Annotated in this window: 12 protein-coding genes; 5 read left to right on the forward strand and 7 right to left on the reverse strand. The window is 60.6% G+C overall.

Translation table 11 applies throughout. From position 1 onward, the window contains the following. Nucleotides 1-48 precede the first annotated feature (48 nt). The 5 genes from JIN84_RS12525 to JIN84_RS12545 are packed head-to-tail and all read right to left on the reverse strand — an operon-like array spanning nucleotide 49 to nucleotide 3,687. Entirely contained in the window at nucleotides 49-1,296 is a 1,248-nt protein-coding gene (locus JIN84_RS12525; RefSeq protein ID WP_200351378.1) for a L,D-transpeptidase, read from the reverse strand. A 22-nt stretch (nucleotides 1,297-1,318) separates the two neighbouring features. After that, nucleotides 1,319-2,620, reverse strand: coding sequence for a GTPase HflX (hflX, locus tag JIN84_RS12530; protein WP_200351379.1), 1,302 nt, complete (start codon nucleotides 2,618-2,620; stop codon nucleotides 1,319-1,321). A 58-nt stretch (nucleotides 2,621-2,678) separates the two neighbouring features. Further along, nucleotides 2,679-3,023 (reverse strand): hypothetical protein, encoded by a 345-nt coding sequence (locus JIN84_RS12535; RefSeq protein WP_200351380.1) that lies wholly within the window; start codon nucleotides 3,021-3,023, stop codon nucleotides 2,679-2,681. Beyond that, nucleotides 3,007-3,414 (reverse strand): hypothetical protein, encoded by a 408-nt coding sequence (locus JIN84_RS12540; protein WP_200351381.1) that lies wholly within the window; start codon nucleotides 3,412-3,414, stop codon nucleotides 3,007-3,009. The genes JIN84_RS12535 and JIN84_RS12540 overlap by 17 nt, the downstream gene beginning before the upstream one ends. Before the next feature lie 9 nt (nucleotides 3,415-3,423). Beyond that, nucleotides 3,424-3,687 (reverse strand): hypothetical protein, encoded by a 264-nt coding sequence (locus JIN84_RS12545; RefSeq protein WP_200351382.1) that lies wholly within the window; start codon nucleotides 3,685-3,687, stop codon nucleotides 3,424-3,426. A 68-nt stretch (nucleotides 3,688-3,755) separates the two neighbouring features. Here JIN84_RS12545 and lysS point away from each other — a divergent pair, with 68 nt between their 5' ends. The 5 genes from lysS to JIN84_RS12570 all read left to right on the forward strand — a co-directional run bounded on the left by lysS (nucleotide 3,756) and on the right by JIN84_RS12570 (nucleotide 14,610). Next, nucleotides 3,756-5,234, forward strand: a complete 1,479-nt coding sequence (gene lysS / locus JIN84_RS12550; RefSeq protein WP_200351383.1) for a lysine--tRNA ligase — start codon at nucleotides 3,756-3,758, stop codon at nucleotides 5,232-5,234. 490 nt (nucleotides 5,235-5,724) lie between these two features. Continuing rightward, entirely contained in the window at nucleotides 5,725-9,567 is a 3,843-nt protein-coding gene (locus tag JIN84_RS12555; RefSeq protein WP_200351384.1) for a beta strand repeat-containing protein, read from the forward strand. Nucleotides 9,568-9,678: 111 nt separating this feature from the next. After that, nucleotides 9,679-11,205 carry a tetratricopeptide repeat-containing sulfotransferase family protein gene (locus tag JIN84_RS12560; protein WP_200351385.1) on the forward strand — a complete coding sequence of 509 codons (1,527 nt, stop codon included), beginning with the start codon at nucleotides 9,679-9,681 and terminating at the stop codon, nucleotides 11,203-11,205. Between the two features lie 179 nt (nucleotides 11,206-11,384). Further along, a complete protein-coding gene (gene yjjJ / locus JIN84_RS12565) occupies nucleotides 11,385-12,776 on the forward strand; it encodes a type II toxin-antitoxin system HipA family toxin YjjJ (protein WP_200351386.1) in 1,392 nt (463 codons plus the stop codon). Between the two features lie 607 nt (nucleotides 12,777-13,383). After that, nucleotides 13,384-14,610 carry a hypothetical protein gene (locus JIN84_RS12570; protein WP_200351387.1) on the forward strand — a complete coding sequence of 409 codons (1,227 nt, stop codon included), beginning with the start codon at nucleotides 13,384-13,386 and terminating at the stop codon, nucleotides 14,608-14,610. Here JIN84_RS12570 and JIN84_RS12575 read toward each other — a convergent pair whose 3' ends face one another. Both JIN84_RS12575 and JIN84_RS12580 read right to left on the reverse strand, forming a co-directional pair. Then, nucleotides 14,611-15,456 (reverse strand): formylglycine-generating enzyme family protein, encoded by an 846-nt coding sequence (locus tag JIN84_RS12575; protein WP_200351388.1) that lies wholly within the window; start codon nucleotides 15,454-15,456, stop codon nucleotides 14,611-14,613. Then, nucleotides 15,435-16,397: a hypothetical protein gene (locus JIN84_RS12580; RefSeq protein WP_200351389.1), complete on the reverse strand. Its 963-nt coding sequence runs from the start codon at nucleotides 16,395-16,397 to the stop codon at nucleotides 15,435-15,437. The genes JIN84_RS12575 and JIN84_RS12580 overlap by 22 nt, the downstream gene beginning before the upstream one ends. Nucleotides 16,398-16,525: the final 128 nt, after the last annotated feature.

Raw genomic sequence — 16,525 nt, forward strand, 5'->3', positions numbered from 1 at the left:
AGCGGACGACGGACGCCCGGACATTGAACGTCGGAGAAGAGGCGTCTCTTACCGGATTTCCACCGTCGCACCGGGGCGGAGGAGGGTGGGCAGGCGGATGGCATCCCAGTTCGCCAGCCGGATGCAACCGGCGCTGCGGGCGCGGCCGATGGTTTCCGGGTCCGAGGTGCCGTGCATGCCGATGCCGGACTTGCTGGTGCCGCACCAGATGACTCCGACGGGACTGTTCGGACCGGCGGGAATGTTGAGGGCCTCGCTGCTGCGTTTGCCGGTCTCGAGCAGGGATTTGTCATAGCGCCACCAGGGGAGCTGCACCATGTTGCGGAGTTCCCAGGTGCCGAACTTGATGAACTTCGGCTTGCCGGGAGTGATCGGGAAGGAGGCGACGAGACCACGGTTCGCACGGACGGTGTTGACGGCGACGGTGCCCGGTTCGGGAACGGCGAGCGCGGGAGGAGCCGACTCGAAGATGCGGACCTGGTTGATCTTGGTGTCTACCACGGCGTGCCGCAGGCTGAGCGCCGGGTCTTCCTTGAAGCCCGTTTCGGTGAGGGCCTCGACCTGGAACGGCGTCACATTGGGGACCACGATGCTGTCGCGCGGCTTGAGATTGTTGATTTTTTTCGCGCTGTTCAGGGTGATGAGATAGGGGATGTCACAGTGGTAGCGCTCCGCCATAAACTCCGCGGTGCTGCGATATGACATGCGCTTCTTGAGCGCTTGTTTCGCGCGGTCCGTCGCAGGCAGGGAGGGATCCACCCAGTCTTTCGAAAACTCCGGCACCAGCGCCACCGCGAAGGGGTGGGGCACGGCCTTGCGGGCGGCGGTGTTCACCCCGGTCCAGTCGGTGAGCGGGTGTCCTTGGACCTCGTTCCAGGATTGGACGGCAAGGTCGGTGAATTGGCCGGGACGTCCGTCGATGATGCCGGGACCGAACTTCGCCTCATCAAGGAAAATCTGCAGCCGCACGGCATCATCGCCGACGGGCTTGATGTTGATCGGAGAGGGGGGCGAAACCGTTTCGATGGGAGTCGCCTGCGGGGCCGGTGGAAGCGCCGGCTTGACCGGAGCGGGAGCGGGCTGGGCCGGAACAACCGCCTGGCCGCCCTCGCCGATGTCGGCGGGCAGTGGCTTGGAATTGATGTCGTCGTCGCCACCGAGCGGCAGGGCGCGGAGCACGGGTCTGGCGGGTGCCGGCACCGGTGCCGCCGGGACGGGAGGAGTCACCAGCACGGGCTGCTGGGCGGAGACAAGCGTGACGAGGGAAAGGAAAAGAGGAGTGACGAAACGGAGCATGGAGGTGGAGCGGAAGGGGGAGTTACGCGGGGCTGGTGGCGAATGATTCAAGTCTGCCGGCGATGGCGGCGGGAACAACGGCGATGACGATGATGTCGTCATTCTCATATTCGGTCGAGAGCACCTTGGCCTCGCGATGGAGCAGGCTGACGAGATCCGCCCGTTGCTGCGGGATGCGGTATTCCTGTTCGTGGACCCGATCGGCCAGGACTTGCGAGCAGTATCCGAGCAATTCCTCGAGGCCCTGTCCCGTGTGTGCGGACACATGGAGCGCGCCCGGGAATTTCTTTTCCAGGGAAATCAGCTCGAACGGGTCGGTGACGCAGTCGATTTTGTTGAGAATGGTGATGGTCTGTTTGTCCGCCGCGCCCAGTTCCGCGAGGACTTCCAGAGTGGTGTCGTGGAACCGCTCGATCTCCGGCGATGTCGCATCAAGCACGTGGATGAGGAAATCCGCCAGGGCGGCTTCTTCGAGCGTCGCCTTGAACGCCTCGACCAGACGGTGAGGCAGGTTTCTTACGAATCCCACCGTGTCGGTGATGAGCAGAGGCTGGCCGTCCGGAAGCTCGATGCGGCGGGTGGTGGTGTCGAGCGTGGCGAAGAGCATGTCCTTCGCCATGACGTCCGCACCGCTGAGTTTGTTCAGGAGGGAGGATTTCCCCGCGTTCGTATATCCGACGATGGCGGCATGCGGCGTGCCGAATTTCTCGCGCTCCTTGCGCTGGGTCTTCCGCTGCTTGCGGACGGCTTCGATCTCGCGCTTCGCACGGTCGATCACCTGATAGGCGAGGCGGCGGTCCACCTCGATCTGCTTCTCACCCATGCCGCGCGAGGCACCTCCCCCCGCGCCGCCGCCGGATCCCGCGGATTCCCGGTCAAGGTGGCCCCACATTCTCGCCAGGCGGGGCAGGGCGTATTGCATGCGGGCGAGCTCCACCTGCAGGCGGGCTTCCTTGGACTGGGCGCGCTTGGCGAAAATGTCGAGAATCACCTCCTCGCGGTCGATCACACAGAGGTCTGCGAGTTTTTCCCACTCGCGCTGCTGGGAAGGGGCCAGCCCGTTGTCGATGATGATGACGTCGCATTCATGGGCCCGGGCGAGGGCTGCCATTTCTTCCGCCTTCCCGGCGCCACAGAGGAATTTCTTGTGCATTTCCCGGCTGCGGCAGAGCACGGAATCGATCACCTCGACGCCGAGGGTTTTCACCAGTTCTCCGAGTTCTTCGAGCAGTGATTCGGATTCCGTTGCCTCGCGGGCATCAAAGTAAAAGCGCACCAGCAAGGCGCGCTCGACCATGTCGGGCTTTTGTCTGACTTCAAACATCCGCGGGAGAGGTAGCACCGATGCCACCTTTCGACTATGGTAAATTTTCCATGACGGATCAGCGCCGGGTCCGTGCGTCGAGCAGGCGTTCGTGTCCCCACAGGCCCCAGACGATGCCTCCGAGGCCGAAGGTGAGCATCAACGGTGGCAGGGCGATGGTCAGGCTGATGCCCAGAGGTCCGATGGCGAGCAGGAGATCGTCATTCATAAAGTGGGGCGCGAGCAGGAAGTAGAGCCTCACGCAGAGCAGCGAGGCCGCGCCCAGCGCCAGCACCGTGCTCCCCCATGAGCGGTGGACACGGGCGAGCTTGAGCGCCGCGGCCAGGAGGAGAACCAGGCCGAGCAGTCCCATGGAGTCGAACAACAGGCTCTTTTCCAAAATGGCTTCAAGCAACGGACTCATGAGGCGCGAGGGGGGCGGTGGCGGGTTTCCGGAGAATGGCTGGGGAGAACACCTTCGCGTGCATGGCCACGCCGAGTCCGAAAACCAACCAGCCGCTGTTCATCACCGCCAGTTTCAAGCAGTGCCATGAGAGGGCGGTCTCCTCGCTACCCACGTAGGTTTTTTTCGCGGCGGAATACGTCTCGATTTTTCCAGCCTCGTAAAGCGGCAGCAGCACCACGTAGCCGAGTCCGAGCAACAAAGCGCCGGTCCTGATGCAGCCTGCGGTCCGGGAAGGCGCGTTTTTAGCGAGCCGCCAAGCGATGATCATGAGAAAAACACCCGTCACGATCATGAATACGGGTCGGACGGCGGGGATGGAGGCGATGGGGAGAAAATGAAGGGGGGTCATTTGCAAAAATCAAAAACCCGCTCCAACTGGCTGATCAATAATAATGAGCAACGGATTGTCTGGATATGCAGGCTTGCTGAAAGCAAGGAAGCGCTGATAAAGTGAATGATGTTGAAACTCCGCTTTTCCTAAAAGCCCGCCTGTTGTTCCTAGGCATGGCTTGTTCCTGCTGCGGTCGGGAATGGGCGAAAAGAATTCATCAGGGGGCTCCTGACCGCTTTCCTCCCTGCTCCCGCGCATGGGGATAATTAAAATTATTTGGGAGAAAATCACAATTTCTGGCCCCTTACCTGTTTCAACTCTTGCGGGTTACGCGCCCGCCGCCTACTCCCGTCCCCGTCATGAGTGAAGCAGTCACCCCGCAGCAGCCGCAAAATACCGAAGCAGAACTGATCGCCGTCCGTCGCGAGAAGCTCGGAAAACTCCGTGAGCTCGGCATTGATCCGTATGGCGCGCGCTTCGAGGTCTCTGTCACACCGGGCGAACTCCGGGCGGATTTCGAGGAAGGCCGGCAGGTGAAGGTTGCCGGGCGTATCACCGCGCTGCGTGACATGGGCAAGTCGTGTTTCTTTCAACTCGCCGATGTCCTCGGTTCCATCCAAGGCTACGTTTCCGTCAAGAACCTTGGCGAAACCGAGGCCGCGGCCTGGAAATGCCTCGACCGTGGCGACTGGATCGGCATCGAGGGCGAGACCTTTCTCACCAAGACCGGCGAGCCGACCATCAAGCTGGAAAAATTCACCGTGCTCTCCAAGTCCCTGCGCCCCATGCCGGACAAGTGGCACGGCGTCGCCGACCGGGAGATCAAATACCGCAAGCGCCATCTCGACCTCATGGGGAATGCCGACAGCGCGGCGGTTTTCGTCAAGCGCTCGCTGATGATCGCCGAGATCCGCCGCTTCCTCCAGGACCGCGGATTCCTTGAGGTGGAGACACCGATGCTCCATGACATCGCCGGTGGTGCGGCCGCCCGCCCGTTCGAGACGTATCACAACGCGCTCGGCATGCCGCTCACGCTGCGCATCGCGCCGGAGCTTTTCCTCAAGCGCCTGCTGGTCGGTGGCTTCACGAAGATTTTCGAACTCAACCGCAGCTTCCGCAACGAAGGCATCTCCCGCCGCCACAATCCGGAATTCACCATGCTGGAAGCCTACTGGGCTTTCTCCGATTTCGAGGAGATGGCGGACATGGTCGAGGAACTCACCTGCCACCTCGCGGAGAAATTCTGCGGCGGCCTCCAGATCGAGCACAAGGATGAGGAGGGCAACGTCACCCGCACCATCAACCTCGCCCGCCCATGGAAGCGCGCCGGCTACCACGATCTCATCGCGGCAGCCGCCGGAGATGATTTCTTCACCATCGACGCCGCGGGCCGCCGCGCCCGTTGCGAGGAGAAGGGCGTGCAGATTTCCGAAAACATGGAGGACCACGAGGTCATCCAGCAGGTCTTCGAAAAACTGGTGGAGGAAAAGACCTTCGATCCCTGCTTCGTCACCCGCGTTTCCAGCGAACTCGTGCCCCTCGCGAAGGTCAGCCCCGGCGGCAAAACCGTGGAGGTTTACGAACTCATCATCAACGGTCAGGAAATTTCACCAGGCTATTCGGAACTGAACGATCCCGACGTGCAACGCGCCCGCCTCGAAGCCCAGTCCGGCGAAGAGACACAGAAGGTGGACTACGATTTCATCGAAACCCTCGAATGCGGCATGCCTCCGGCGGGTGGCATCGGCATCGGACTGGACCGTCTCTGCATGATGCTCACCGGTGCGCCCACCATCCGCGACGTCGTGCTTTTCCCATTGCTGAAGCGCAAGGATTGAGGCTCCGGGAAGGTTGATTCCCGATAAGTCCCGGAAACAGAATGCCGCATCCGTGCGGAGATGGATTCGTACGCCAGCCTTGGAAATCTCCATGGAAGCGGGTGCTTCGCCACTGCGGATTTTCGCAAGCGGTTCAGCCCGAATTGATGATCAGGGATCATACCCAGGTCCGTCATTCCATCCGGTTTATGGCACGGAACAAGCTGTCAGGATTTCGATCCGTCTCTTTTAGCTTGCGCCTTTTTTTCACCCTGATATTAGCACGAGCTAATAGATGATTATCACGGGCTACAAGAGTCTTGGTCATCATTTCGCCGGGATTGGACATCCAACATGAAACCTATCGGTCGCCATTCCTTTTCGTGTGACGGGAACAACGGAATTCCCTGCCCCACCTGTTTCCGCATCTCCCATGAGCAGGGGACAACACCTGTTCCTCAACCAGCCTCATGCGGAACCCCGAGCCATAATTTTATCAATACCCAACAAGATGAAAAATGATAACATGCAAACCGCCCTGCGGGGCGCCCTGGCGGTTCCTGCCGCGGCCTTGATGCTTGGAGCCGCTGAAGCGGGTTCCACAGTGGCGCTGAACTTCCAATCCTGGTATTATGAATCCGGGGCCATTCCACAGACGGTGGGCTTCGGCAGCGGTTACCAGACAACCGGATTTCCGGTGACGGCCAAGGCATTCGGCGTGGAGGTCGCGGACTGGACCAACACGGATCCGATCGCTATCAAAGATCCTGCGGTCGTGAACGGCATCCCGTTCGCCGGGATGAGTGTCGATCTCAATGCCACGAACCTGTGGGCCGGCCCTTACACCGGACCGGGAACCACCTATGCGGATTTCGGAGAAGCCTGGCCGGCCGGATCCGTCGTCCAGTCGCACATGACCCCGGGGAACTATGAGGCGACCTGGAGCTATATCGACAACACCGGGTGGGAATTCAAGGTGAGCGGCTTGAACGCGAAATTTCCAAACGGGTATATGGTGGGTCTGATCGGGGGTGGAAAAACCACCGCGACATCCAGTGTGGAAATCAGCGATCCGGACTTCAACAGTCTGGGCACGGTGGCTTTCACCCTCTTGCCGGACAAGATGGGGGTTGGGGCCAGCCCTGTGCTGACGAACGATTCGATCGTCTTCACCAATCCGAACCGGCCGGATCCGGCGAACTGCGCGGTGGCCGGTCTCATCGTGACCGACAAACCGGTCGTGACTTCCTGTTTTCCGAAGACTTCGCTCGCGGCCACCGGCGCTTCGTTCACCTTGACCGGCACCGCCCTGGGGATCGGAAACCTCTCCTACCAGTGGAAACGCAACGGAACCGATATCCCGGGAGCCGCCGCCAAAAACATTTCCTACACGGTCTCATCCGCGACGGCGGCGGACATAGGGACCTACACCCTGGTGGTTTCGAGCAGTCTGTATCCCGCGAATCCCGCGACCAGCGAGCCGGTCACCGTCTCGGTGGCGGCTCCGGTGGCGGTCACCTGGGATGGCGACACCGCGACTTCCGGCGCCCAGAACGGATCCGGATCATGGGACACGACGACCGCGAACTGGTGGAACGGCACCGCCGACATCGTGTGGAACCCGATCAATGTCGCCTCCTTCGGCAGTGGAGGAAACGGTTCCTACACGGTTTCGCTCGCGGAGAATATCTCCGTCCAGAGCGGCATCATTTTCAACAGCGGGAGTTATACCATCGCGCCAGCCGCTTCTCAAACCCTCACCCTGACCGCGCCCCAATCCATCACCACCAACGTGGACGCGGCGATCACCGCGAACCTGAACGGCACCGCCGGATTCACCAAAGCCGGTCCCGCGAAGCTCACGCTCGGCGGGGGCAACAATCCGATCACGGGACCTGTGGTCGTCGGTGCCGGGACACTTGCCATTTCGAGAGGTGGCGGTGGTTCCAGCCTGACCATCAGTCCGGGCGCCACCGCCACGACGACGGTCCCCGACGCGATCGGCTATGCCACGAATTGCAGCGTTCTGAATGTGAACGGCGGAACCTACAACCTGGGTGTCACCGGAAACGGCCTGTGGTCGATGGATACGACCCTGAACAACGCCAGCATGACCGCGGTCACAGGCGCGAACTGGTCTTACGGAGGGGCGGGTTCCAAGATCACCAACAGCGGCAACTCCACCATCTCCGGCGGCACGTTTGTTCTCCGCGAGGGAATGCCTGAGGATACCCTCTCCATCGCGAATACCGGGAGTCTCATCATCAACAGCCCCATTTCCGGGAACAGCAGGAAAGTGAGGCTGACGGGTGGCGGAACCACCACTTTCGCAGGAGCGGGCACCAACATCTACAACGTGTTTGTCAACGGAGGGACCTTCAGTGTGACGGGACGTTTGACCGGCACCGGTTTGTTCATGTATGACGATACTTCCCTGAGCGTCGCCAGTTCGGGTTCCACACCCGCGATCTCGGTTTCCGGTTTCTATATATTGAGCGATCTGCCGGAACCTGTCGGAACCAACAAGGTGGACTTCCTTTCGCTTTCCAGCACCACCGTCGCGCCGATCACCACGGGGGATCTCATGCTGGAATACCCCGTCACCATCAATGTCCGGAGTGTGACTCCGGTGGTCGGCCGGTATCCCCTCATGGCCACCACCACCGGCAGTTTTTCGATCGCCTCGCTCACCCTCGGCACGCTGCCCTCCGGCATCACCGCGACGCTGGTGGACGATCTTGTGAATACGGGGAAGATCTATCTGGACGTGACCGCCGTGGCGGTTCCCGAAATCCAGTGGACCGGTGCCGTGAACGGCGTTTGGGACATCAACACGACGAACAACTGGTCGCCCGCGAAATACACGGACGGCTCCATCGTCACGTTCGGCGACATCCTTGGAAACACCAGCGTGACGCTGGATGCCACCGTTGTGCCGGGGGTCGTGACGTTTGACAATCCGACCAAGAATTACTCCCTGTCCGGAACCGGTGCGATCACCGGTGGCACCGGATTGACAAAAACGGGAGCGGGAAATCTGTCGATCAACACCAACAACACCTACACTGGTCCGGTGATCCTCTCCGGCGGCACGGTTACCGTGGGAACCGGCGGAACCACAGGCCTGTTGGGCGGAGCCGGTGCGATCACCCTGGAGGCCGCCACGCTGGTTCTGGACCGTTCGGACGCCCAGACGCTCGGTCGCCAGTTGATCGGTTCCGGAGGAACCCTCGTGAAAAACGGATCGGGCTCGCTGACCATGAGCGCCGGAACCAACAACAGTGACATCATCGTGAACAACGGGACGCTGGTCGCCACCGGCGGCGCGTTCGCCACAGCCTTCGCCCCGGGCAAGCTGATCACCATCAATTCCGGTGCGACCCTCAGCACTCCGAACGTCCACTCGCTGGGTAGTTCGGTGGGCGGTGGCGGCGATGTTCCCGTGATCGCCATCAACGGAGGAAACTGGTTGCTGGGCGCGGAGCAATACATCCGCTCGCTGACCATGACCGCGGGCTCCACTACCGGAACTCCCGCCAAGGATGGAATCCGGACCCTGTCCGGTTCCGTCTACACCATCAATGCGGCGGCCACGAGCTCGACCATCGCCTCTCCTCTCAACCTGTACAACGACCTGAGCCTGGTCGTCAGCGACGGGGCCGCGGCGGATGATCTGGTGATCTCGGGGGTGATCAGCAACACCAAATCCATCACGAAAAGCGGCCCCGGCCGGGTGTTGTTCTCCGGTCCCAACACCTACACCGGAACCACCACCGTCACGGGAGGCACGCTCGCGGTGACCGGCACATCCATCCCGGACACGAACAAGCTCGTGATCGACGGAGGCAAGGTGGATGTCACCGGAGCGGAAACCGTGGACACCCTGTTCTATGGAGCGGCGCAACAGGTGGCTGGTACTTACGGCTCCACCGCTTCGACCGCCACGTTCAAGGATAACAGCCGTTTCTCCGGCACCGGTGTTCTCACCGTGGTCACCGGCTCCTCCTCGGGTGGTTTCTCCGCGTGGGCGACCGCCAACGCTCCCTCCCAGACGCTCGCCCAGGACCATGACGGCGACGGTGTGCCGAACGGCATAGAATACTTCATGGGCCTCTCCGGTTCCGCATCCACGGCGAGTCCGGGTATCCAGGCTGGAAAAATCTCCTGGCCGAAGGGCGCGGGTTATACCGGCGTCTACGGCACGGATTTCACCGTGCAAACCTCCACCAACCTGTCCGTCTGGACCGATGTCCCCGTTTCGGATCCGAATCTGAGCAACGCGGCTCCTTTGCAATATACCTTGCCGGCCGGTTCTGAAAAGACCTTCACCCGTCTCAAGGTGACGGGTCCCTGATTTTATGGGAAAACATGGGCGGATCACCTGCCGTCGGTTCGTCCGGCGGCGGGTGGTTTGTAATGGAGTGTGTCGGGATAGCCGGGTTAACTCATCCACATGCAAGGCGCGATGGCCCATTTGCAACGCAACCCCCGCGATACCGCGAGATGGCGGAAGGCGCAGCAGCATTTGCTGGAAGGAAATCACGGAGCCGCCATTCCCATCTATCAGGAGCTCCTCCGCCGCTACCCGACGATCGCCGAGCTGTGGTTCGAGCTTGGGAATTCCGCCGCGGGAAAGCTCGATTTCCCTCTTGCGAACAAGGCTTACCGCCGCGCCCGCGAGCTTGCTTCCCGGAACGCGTCGCTGCTGGGAATGATCGGCCAGCAATACCAAAGCCTCCGCCAGTTGGATGAGGCCCGCACCTGCTACGAAGCCGCGCTCGCGGCGGACCCGGGTTCTGTCGACGCCCGCATCAAGCTCGCCGTCTGGTTTGAAAAGGAGCGTCGTATGGACGAGGCATGGGAATGCGTCGAATCCTGTCTCGCCCTCCATCCGCGTGATGATCAGGCGAGGTATTTCCGCGCGTTTCTCCAGCACCGCCGGAAAAATCATGAGGAGGCCGAGAGTGAACTCCGCCAGCTCATCAAGGACGTCCCGAAATACCCGTATGTGAAATACGCCGCCCGCCACCTGTTGGGCGTCGTGCTCGACCAGCTCGGCCGGTATGACGAGGCGATCCGGTGGCTGCTCGAAGCGAAGGCCGAGATCCGGACCATCACCGACATCGCCGCCTTGGAAAGAAGCTATGATGAAACGGACCACATCCGCAGGCAGTCCCTCGCAGGACTCGGCCGCGAATCCATCCTCCGCTGGCGCGACGGATGCGCTGGTCCACCCCCGAGGCACAGGATCGCCTTTCTCGGCGGACACCCCCGCAGCGGCACCACGCTGATGGAGCAGATTCTCGACGCCCATCCCGGGCTGATGGCGTTCGACGAATCGACCGCCTTCCAGCAGGAAATCGCCAGCAAGCTCGACACCCTGCCCGAAGGAGACCGGACCGCCACCTCGGCGCGCCTGGCGGAAATGCGGAGCAGGTATTTCAGCAGCATGCTGCGGGAGGTTTCCGGCACCGGCGATGCGAAGGTGTTGTTGGACAAGAATCCTTCGGCCACCATGTCCCTTCCATCATGGCTGCGCGCGTTTCCGGAGCTCAAAACCATCATCGCCCTGCGCGATCCCCGGGATGTCGTGATCAGCTGTTTTTTCCTGAACATCACGCTCAACGCCACCAATGTGAATTTCCTCAGCCTGGAACGCACCGTCAAACACTACTCCGACCTGATGGATGTCTGGCTCCGGCTTAAAGAGTTCGGAGGCTTCGACTGGATCGAGACACGCTACGAGGATGTCGTCGGGGATCTGGAAAAAGAAGGCCGCCGCGTGACCGGGTTTCTCGGTCTGGAGTGGCACCCGGACCAGATCCGGTTCCAGGACAACGCCCGTAGGAAAGTCCTGTACGCCCCGACCTATCACGATGTCACCCAGCCGATCCACCAAGGAGCGGTGGGCCGCTGGGAACGCTATTCGGCAGCCTTGGAGCCTCATATGGGGAAATTGAAATCCTATCTTCAGGCTTTCGGTTATGGGTGACATGGCCGAGGCATCCATCGGTGAATTTTGCCGCTACTTCTCCACGCGGAGGAAAAATGGTAAAATTTACGATCTTATTTTGATGCGTAATATATTAGATTAAAATTATAAATATTTATAAATGAGTTTTTTATAAATGTTGCAATGCATTATTTTATGATGCATAATCCGTTGGGTCAATGGCACGCCCCGCACACATTACGTTTGAAACCCTCATCCCGCTCATCAGGGCGCGGGGGCCGATTTCGGCTACGGAGTTGGGGGGGCTGGCGCGGGTGAACCGGACGACGATTGTCAGGATTCTGCCAGACTTCGGAGATGAATTGGTGACTCTCGGGGCCACACGCAGCACGCGCTATTTGTTGCGCCGGAGGATTCGCAATATTGGGAACCGTTGGCGGATCTACCGGATTGATGCGTCCGGCCGGGCAGAGCAGTGGGCGGAACTCGAAGCCATGCATGAGCGGCAGTGGCGGATGAATTGGGCATCCGCGCCGCCGGAGTGGGCGGGATTTTTTACAGAAAAAAATGGATTGTGGAGCGGTTTTCCTTTTTTTCTCGGCGACGCCCGGCCGCAAGGGTTCCTCGGACGGCTCATCTCCCATGGTATTTCGAGGACGTTGCAACTACCGGACGACCCGCGCCAGTGGAGTGATGATGATGTGATCGTTTACCAACAGGCGATTGGGGAAGATCTGCCGGGAAATCTGGTGGTGGGAGACGAAATGGTGCGTCGCGCCCTAGCGAGATCTGCTGATCTGCCGGATGGAAAAGCGGTGGCCTGGCAAAATAGAAAGGCGTTCTATGCGGCGCGGGCGTCGGGATTCGCTGAGGTCATGCCGGGTTCGTCGGCTGGTGGCGAACAGCCGAAGTTCCTTGCGACACTGCGGGATGACGCGGGCGGATTTCAGCCGGTGTTGGTAAAATTTTCCGCCCGCATGGATGAGCCGGTGGGTAGGCGCTGGGCGGACCTGCTGGTGTGTGAGTTCCACGCCCATCAGGTTCTGGCGGAGTGGGGGCTGGCGAATCCGGGGGTGCGTCTGCTGGATGCCGACGGTCGTCGGTTCCTGGAAGTCCCCCGTTTCGATCGGTGCGGGCCTGGCGGACGGGTGGGTGTCGTGTCTCTCGAGGCCTTGGCTGCCGCCTTGATCGGGAATTTGTCGAGAGACTGGTTGGATGCTACGACTGAGCTTCACCGCCATGGACTGATCGACAGCGGTTCGCTGGAGAAGATCCGGCGGCTGCAGGCGTTTGGCGAATTGATCGGAAACACCGACATGCATTTCGGAAATCTGGCGTTTTTCCTCAGCGATACGCTGCCGCTCCAGGTCACCCCAGCCTATGACATGCTGCCGATGTTATGGTCCCCGGGAAACCAGGGCGAACTCACTCCCCGCCGGTTTTCCCCCGCTCCACCCCTGCCCGCGCTGGCTGAATCGTGGCGGGAAGCTGCAGGCTGGGCTGAAATTTTTTGGCAACGGGTGGTGCGGGATGAACGGATTTCCGGAGAGTTCGGGCGGATGGCGCAAGAGGCCGGAGAGGTGGTCGGGACATTGTTGCGGCGTGTGTGAGGGGGAGCGGATTCATCGGCTGATTTCCTCACTCTGATTGGGTTGGGAACTCCAAGGCGGATCTGATATCATTCCTCCATTGCACTCTTCGCACTCGTCCTTGGCGTCGTCGCTTTGATTCTGATCGGCGTTGGAATTGCGGTAGGTCTGGTGGCATGCATGGTGGGGGCGGTTCTTCTGGGTGTCGGTGTGATCTCCTCCTCCGTATTTGTCGCGATACGGAGTGGGCGCACGGCGGCGGGTATCCGGGCGTTTTTACTCCAGTGCGGACTTTTCTCCGGCATTCTTGCCGGTGCCTTCTGTGCCTGGTTGGTTCAATCCATTTTCCAGGGACAAGCGGGAGACTGGTGGATTTTGGTTTATGGAGCAGTTGGCGGTGCGTGTGTCGGATTGCTCATCGGTTTCCTGCTCGATGTCATCTCACAACGATTGCATGCGTGGGCGTCAGCCCGTCTGCTCGCGCCTCGCCCGGTGCCCCTGCACGGAACCAGCCGCAGCTCAGGACGATATGGGATTTCTCTCAGGAAGCGCTGAAACCGATGGGCTCATCCTCTCTCCGTCTCGCGATGTTTGAGAAATCCATCATTCTTCCCCGGTAGTCCTGCCGATGCTTTTGCGTTTCCTCATCCTTCTCTGTTTCGCGCTGCCGTTGCGGGCGCAGCAGGTGGACGCGTGGGATCTGCCTCCGGTGGCGTATTCGGATACTCCGGCGGCGGATCGGGTCATAGAGCTGGTGGGCAGGTGGGCATCCCTGCCGGACGCCTCACCGCTGGAGCGGGTGCGCGGGATATTGAAGGATCTGCGGGTTCCGGAGGCGTCGCAGGTCCTGGTGTTTTCGAAAACCAGCAAACAGAACGGCCTGATCCATCCGGGAAATCCACGGGCGTTGTATTTTTCCAGTGATTGTTACGTCGGCTACGTCCCCGGCGGAGCGGTGGAGGTGGCGATACAGGATGCCCGGCTGGGGCCGGTTTTCTATCATATCGACATCGGAAACGGCACGGGACCGGTCAAGGTGGAGCGGGATACGAGCGAGTGTCTGTCCTGTCATGCCACCGGGCGGACGGAAAACGTGCCCGGTCTCCTGGTGCGCTCGGTTTATCCGGACGCGGACGGCCACCCCCTGCTGGCGTTGGGCTCGGAACTGGTCACCCAGCAGACTCCCATCCCCGGGCGATGGGGAGGATATTGGGTGACGGGTTCGGTCTCGCTGCCGCATCTCGGAAACCGGACTTACGAAAAAACGGATTCCGGCGAACCTTCGGTGATTCCGCTGGTGGATTTGAACGGGAAGATCGATCCGGCGAAATACCCGCGCCTGACCAGCGACATCGTGGCGTTGATGGTGCTGGAGCATCAGTGTGAGGCACACAATCTTCTCACCGCCGCATCCATGAACTACCGGCGGGCCGAGCATTTGTCGAAGTCCGTGAATCCCGAGGCGGATCCGGACCAAGGCGTCGCCGGACGGGTGGCGGATCAGGCGGCGAAGAAAATCGTCGATTGCTTCCTTTTCACCGGCGAGACAGGCCAGGGCGAGGACGGAGTGGAGGGGGACGAGGAGTTTCAACAGCAGTTCGCCGCCGCAATCCCTCGCACCGCGGCGGGAGACTCGCTGGCGGATTTCCAATTGAACACCCGCCTTTTCAAATACCACTGCTCTTACATGGTCTATTCCGAGGCCTTCCGCAGCCTGCCCGATGCGGTGAAAACGCGGGTGATTTCACGGCTTCAGAAGGTTTTCCTATCCACCACCGCAAATACTCACCCGGAGATCAAGATCCCGGAACGCCAGAGGATCGCCCGCATCCTTGATGAGACGGGAGTGTGGTGATCAATCAAACACCACGCGAAACCCCTGGTTCGGCAGCGATGCGGTTTTCAACATGCTGCCGATGTCCAGCAGGTTGTGGAAGCCGCAGCAATGGCTGGAACACCACCATGAACCGCCGCGGCCGCAGATGCGGCGGTCGGCGTCCGTCGAGGATATCCAGGACGGATGTCCCTCGCAGTATTCGAAAACATTTCCGACCACGTCGTAGAGTCCCCATGCGTTCGGCGGGTAGGTGCGGACGGGTGAGGTAAGCACGAATCCGTCTTCGCGGGTGTTTTTGAGATGGTCGGCGCCGTTCCAGGTGTTCGCGAGTTTCGGCTGGAAATCCCGTCCCCATGGAAACGGCGTTTTCGCTCCGGCCCGGGCGGCGACCTCCCATTCGTCGATGTCCGGAAGCCGGCCGCCGATCCATTTGCAATAGGCGCGCGCGTCCTCACCGGAAATCTGGGTGACAGGGTGGTCGGGAAGTTTCGTGGCGTCGGGACCTCCGGGGCCGAATGGTTGCTTCCAATCCGCGCCATCCATGCGTTTCCATTCCCACTCGGCGCTGCCTTCTCCGCCGACGAGACTCCAGCCGTTGCGCTCGGCGTGCGTTTGGTAGCCGGTGGCGGCGACAAACGCGGCGAACTGGGCGTTCGTCGTTTCGCAGTCGGAGATGAAATAGCCGGGAGTCTTGAACGAATGGGGGCGGTTGAGCTTGTGCCCGGCATCACCGAGAACATGGGTGCCGGCGGAAATGTGGACGAGCTGATGGTGGTTCGGCCCCGGTTTTTTTTCGATGGCGTGGGCGGCTCCCGGAAACAGTACACCCGCGAGAAGCAGGATTATGGATGTTCGGAGATCCATTGTGCGGCTGCGGCGCGGATTTCATCCCGGGATTCCCGGCTGTAGGGGATGGTGACTGAGCGGAATTTCAGGAAAGGGAGTCCGGTGATCTTGTCGATTTGCATCTGCATCTTTTCCATATCGGGCGTCAGAGGGTCACCCGGTTTGAAGTCATCCACTCCCTCGTCTTTCAACTGCGCTTTCAGGCCCTTCGCGTAAGCGGCTTCGAAGGTGGTTTTCAAATAGGGGGCGTAAGACTTTTCGCGCAGCAGCAAGGCGATGGTCATCACCACATCGCGCTGGGCGACGCGGGCTTGGAAGAGATGGTTCTTGCGGTCGAGTCTGGCGATCTCCTCCGGAGTGGGGTCTTTTTCGCTTTCAGGGGGATTTTCCCCGATGTCATCCGAACCGACCGGGGAAGTGGATGGTTCGTTTTCTTCGGCAACGAGCCAACCATCGACGACGGGTGGCGCGGCCTTCGCATCGTCTTTGGCTGAGGCGATGCCTTTCACCAGCTTGCCTTCGATGATCAGCAGCTCCTGCAGGGCTTCGATGGCGTGGGTTTCCCGGATCAGGTCCAATAAAAAAGGATTGAGAGTCATGGGGTCCGCCCCGCTGCTTATTTCGTGATTTTCATTTTCGTCCGGCGAGGGATCCACCGGGAGGCTTCTGGCTGGTTTTGCAAGGTCGATGGCAAGGAGGCGGGCCCGGACCGCCCGCACCAGCGATTCGCGGTTCTCCTTGATTGCGGCGGATTTCACCCGGGAGAAGGTGGCCTCCCTGTGGCCGGAGATTTCAAACGCCCTGTAGGGAATGTCGGTTGGCGAGGTGAACACGTCGCAAACCTGTGAATAGGACCCTGGGTAGGAAATGACCTTGTCCAGCAGCTCCGTTCCCTCCGCTGCTTGGGCGTTCAGGTTCGCGACCAGCAGCAGATTTCCAAAAAACATCGGCCATTTCATGCTTTCATGAGCGGCTCGAACCTTTATTCTGTCAAGAAACGAACGGGAAGGGGGGCGGAAATCCCTGAAAACTTGGATTAATGGCAAAAAAATCTTGCGCATGTGGGGGGGGCGTGGTGTTCTCCCCG

The sequence above is a fragment of the Luteolibacter yonseiensis genome, assembly GCF_016595465.1.
Classification (GTDB): domain Bacteria; phylum Verrucomicrobiota; class Verrucomicrobiia; order Verrucomicrobiales; family Akkermansiaceae; genus Luteolibacter; species Luteolibacter yonseiensis.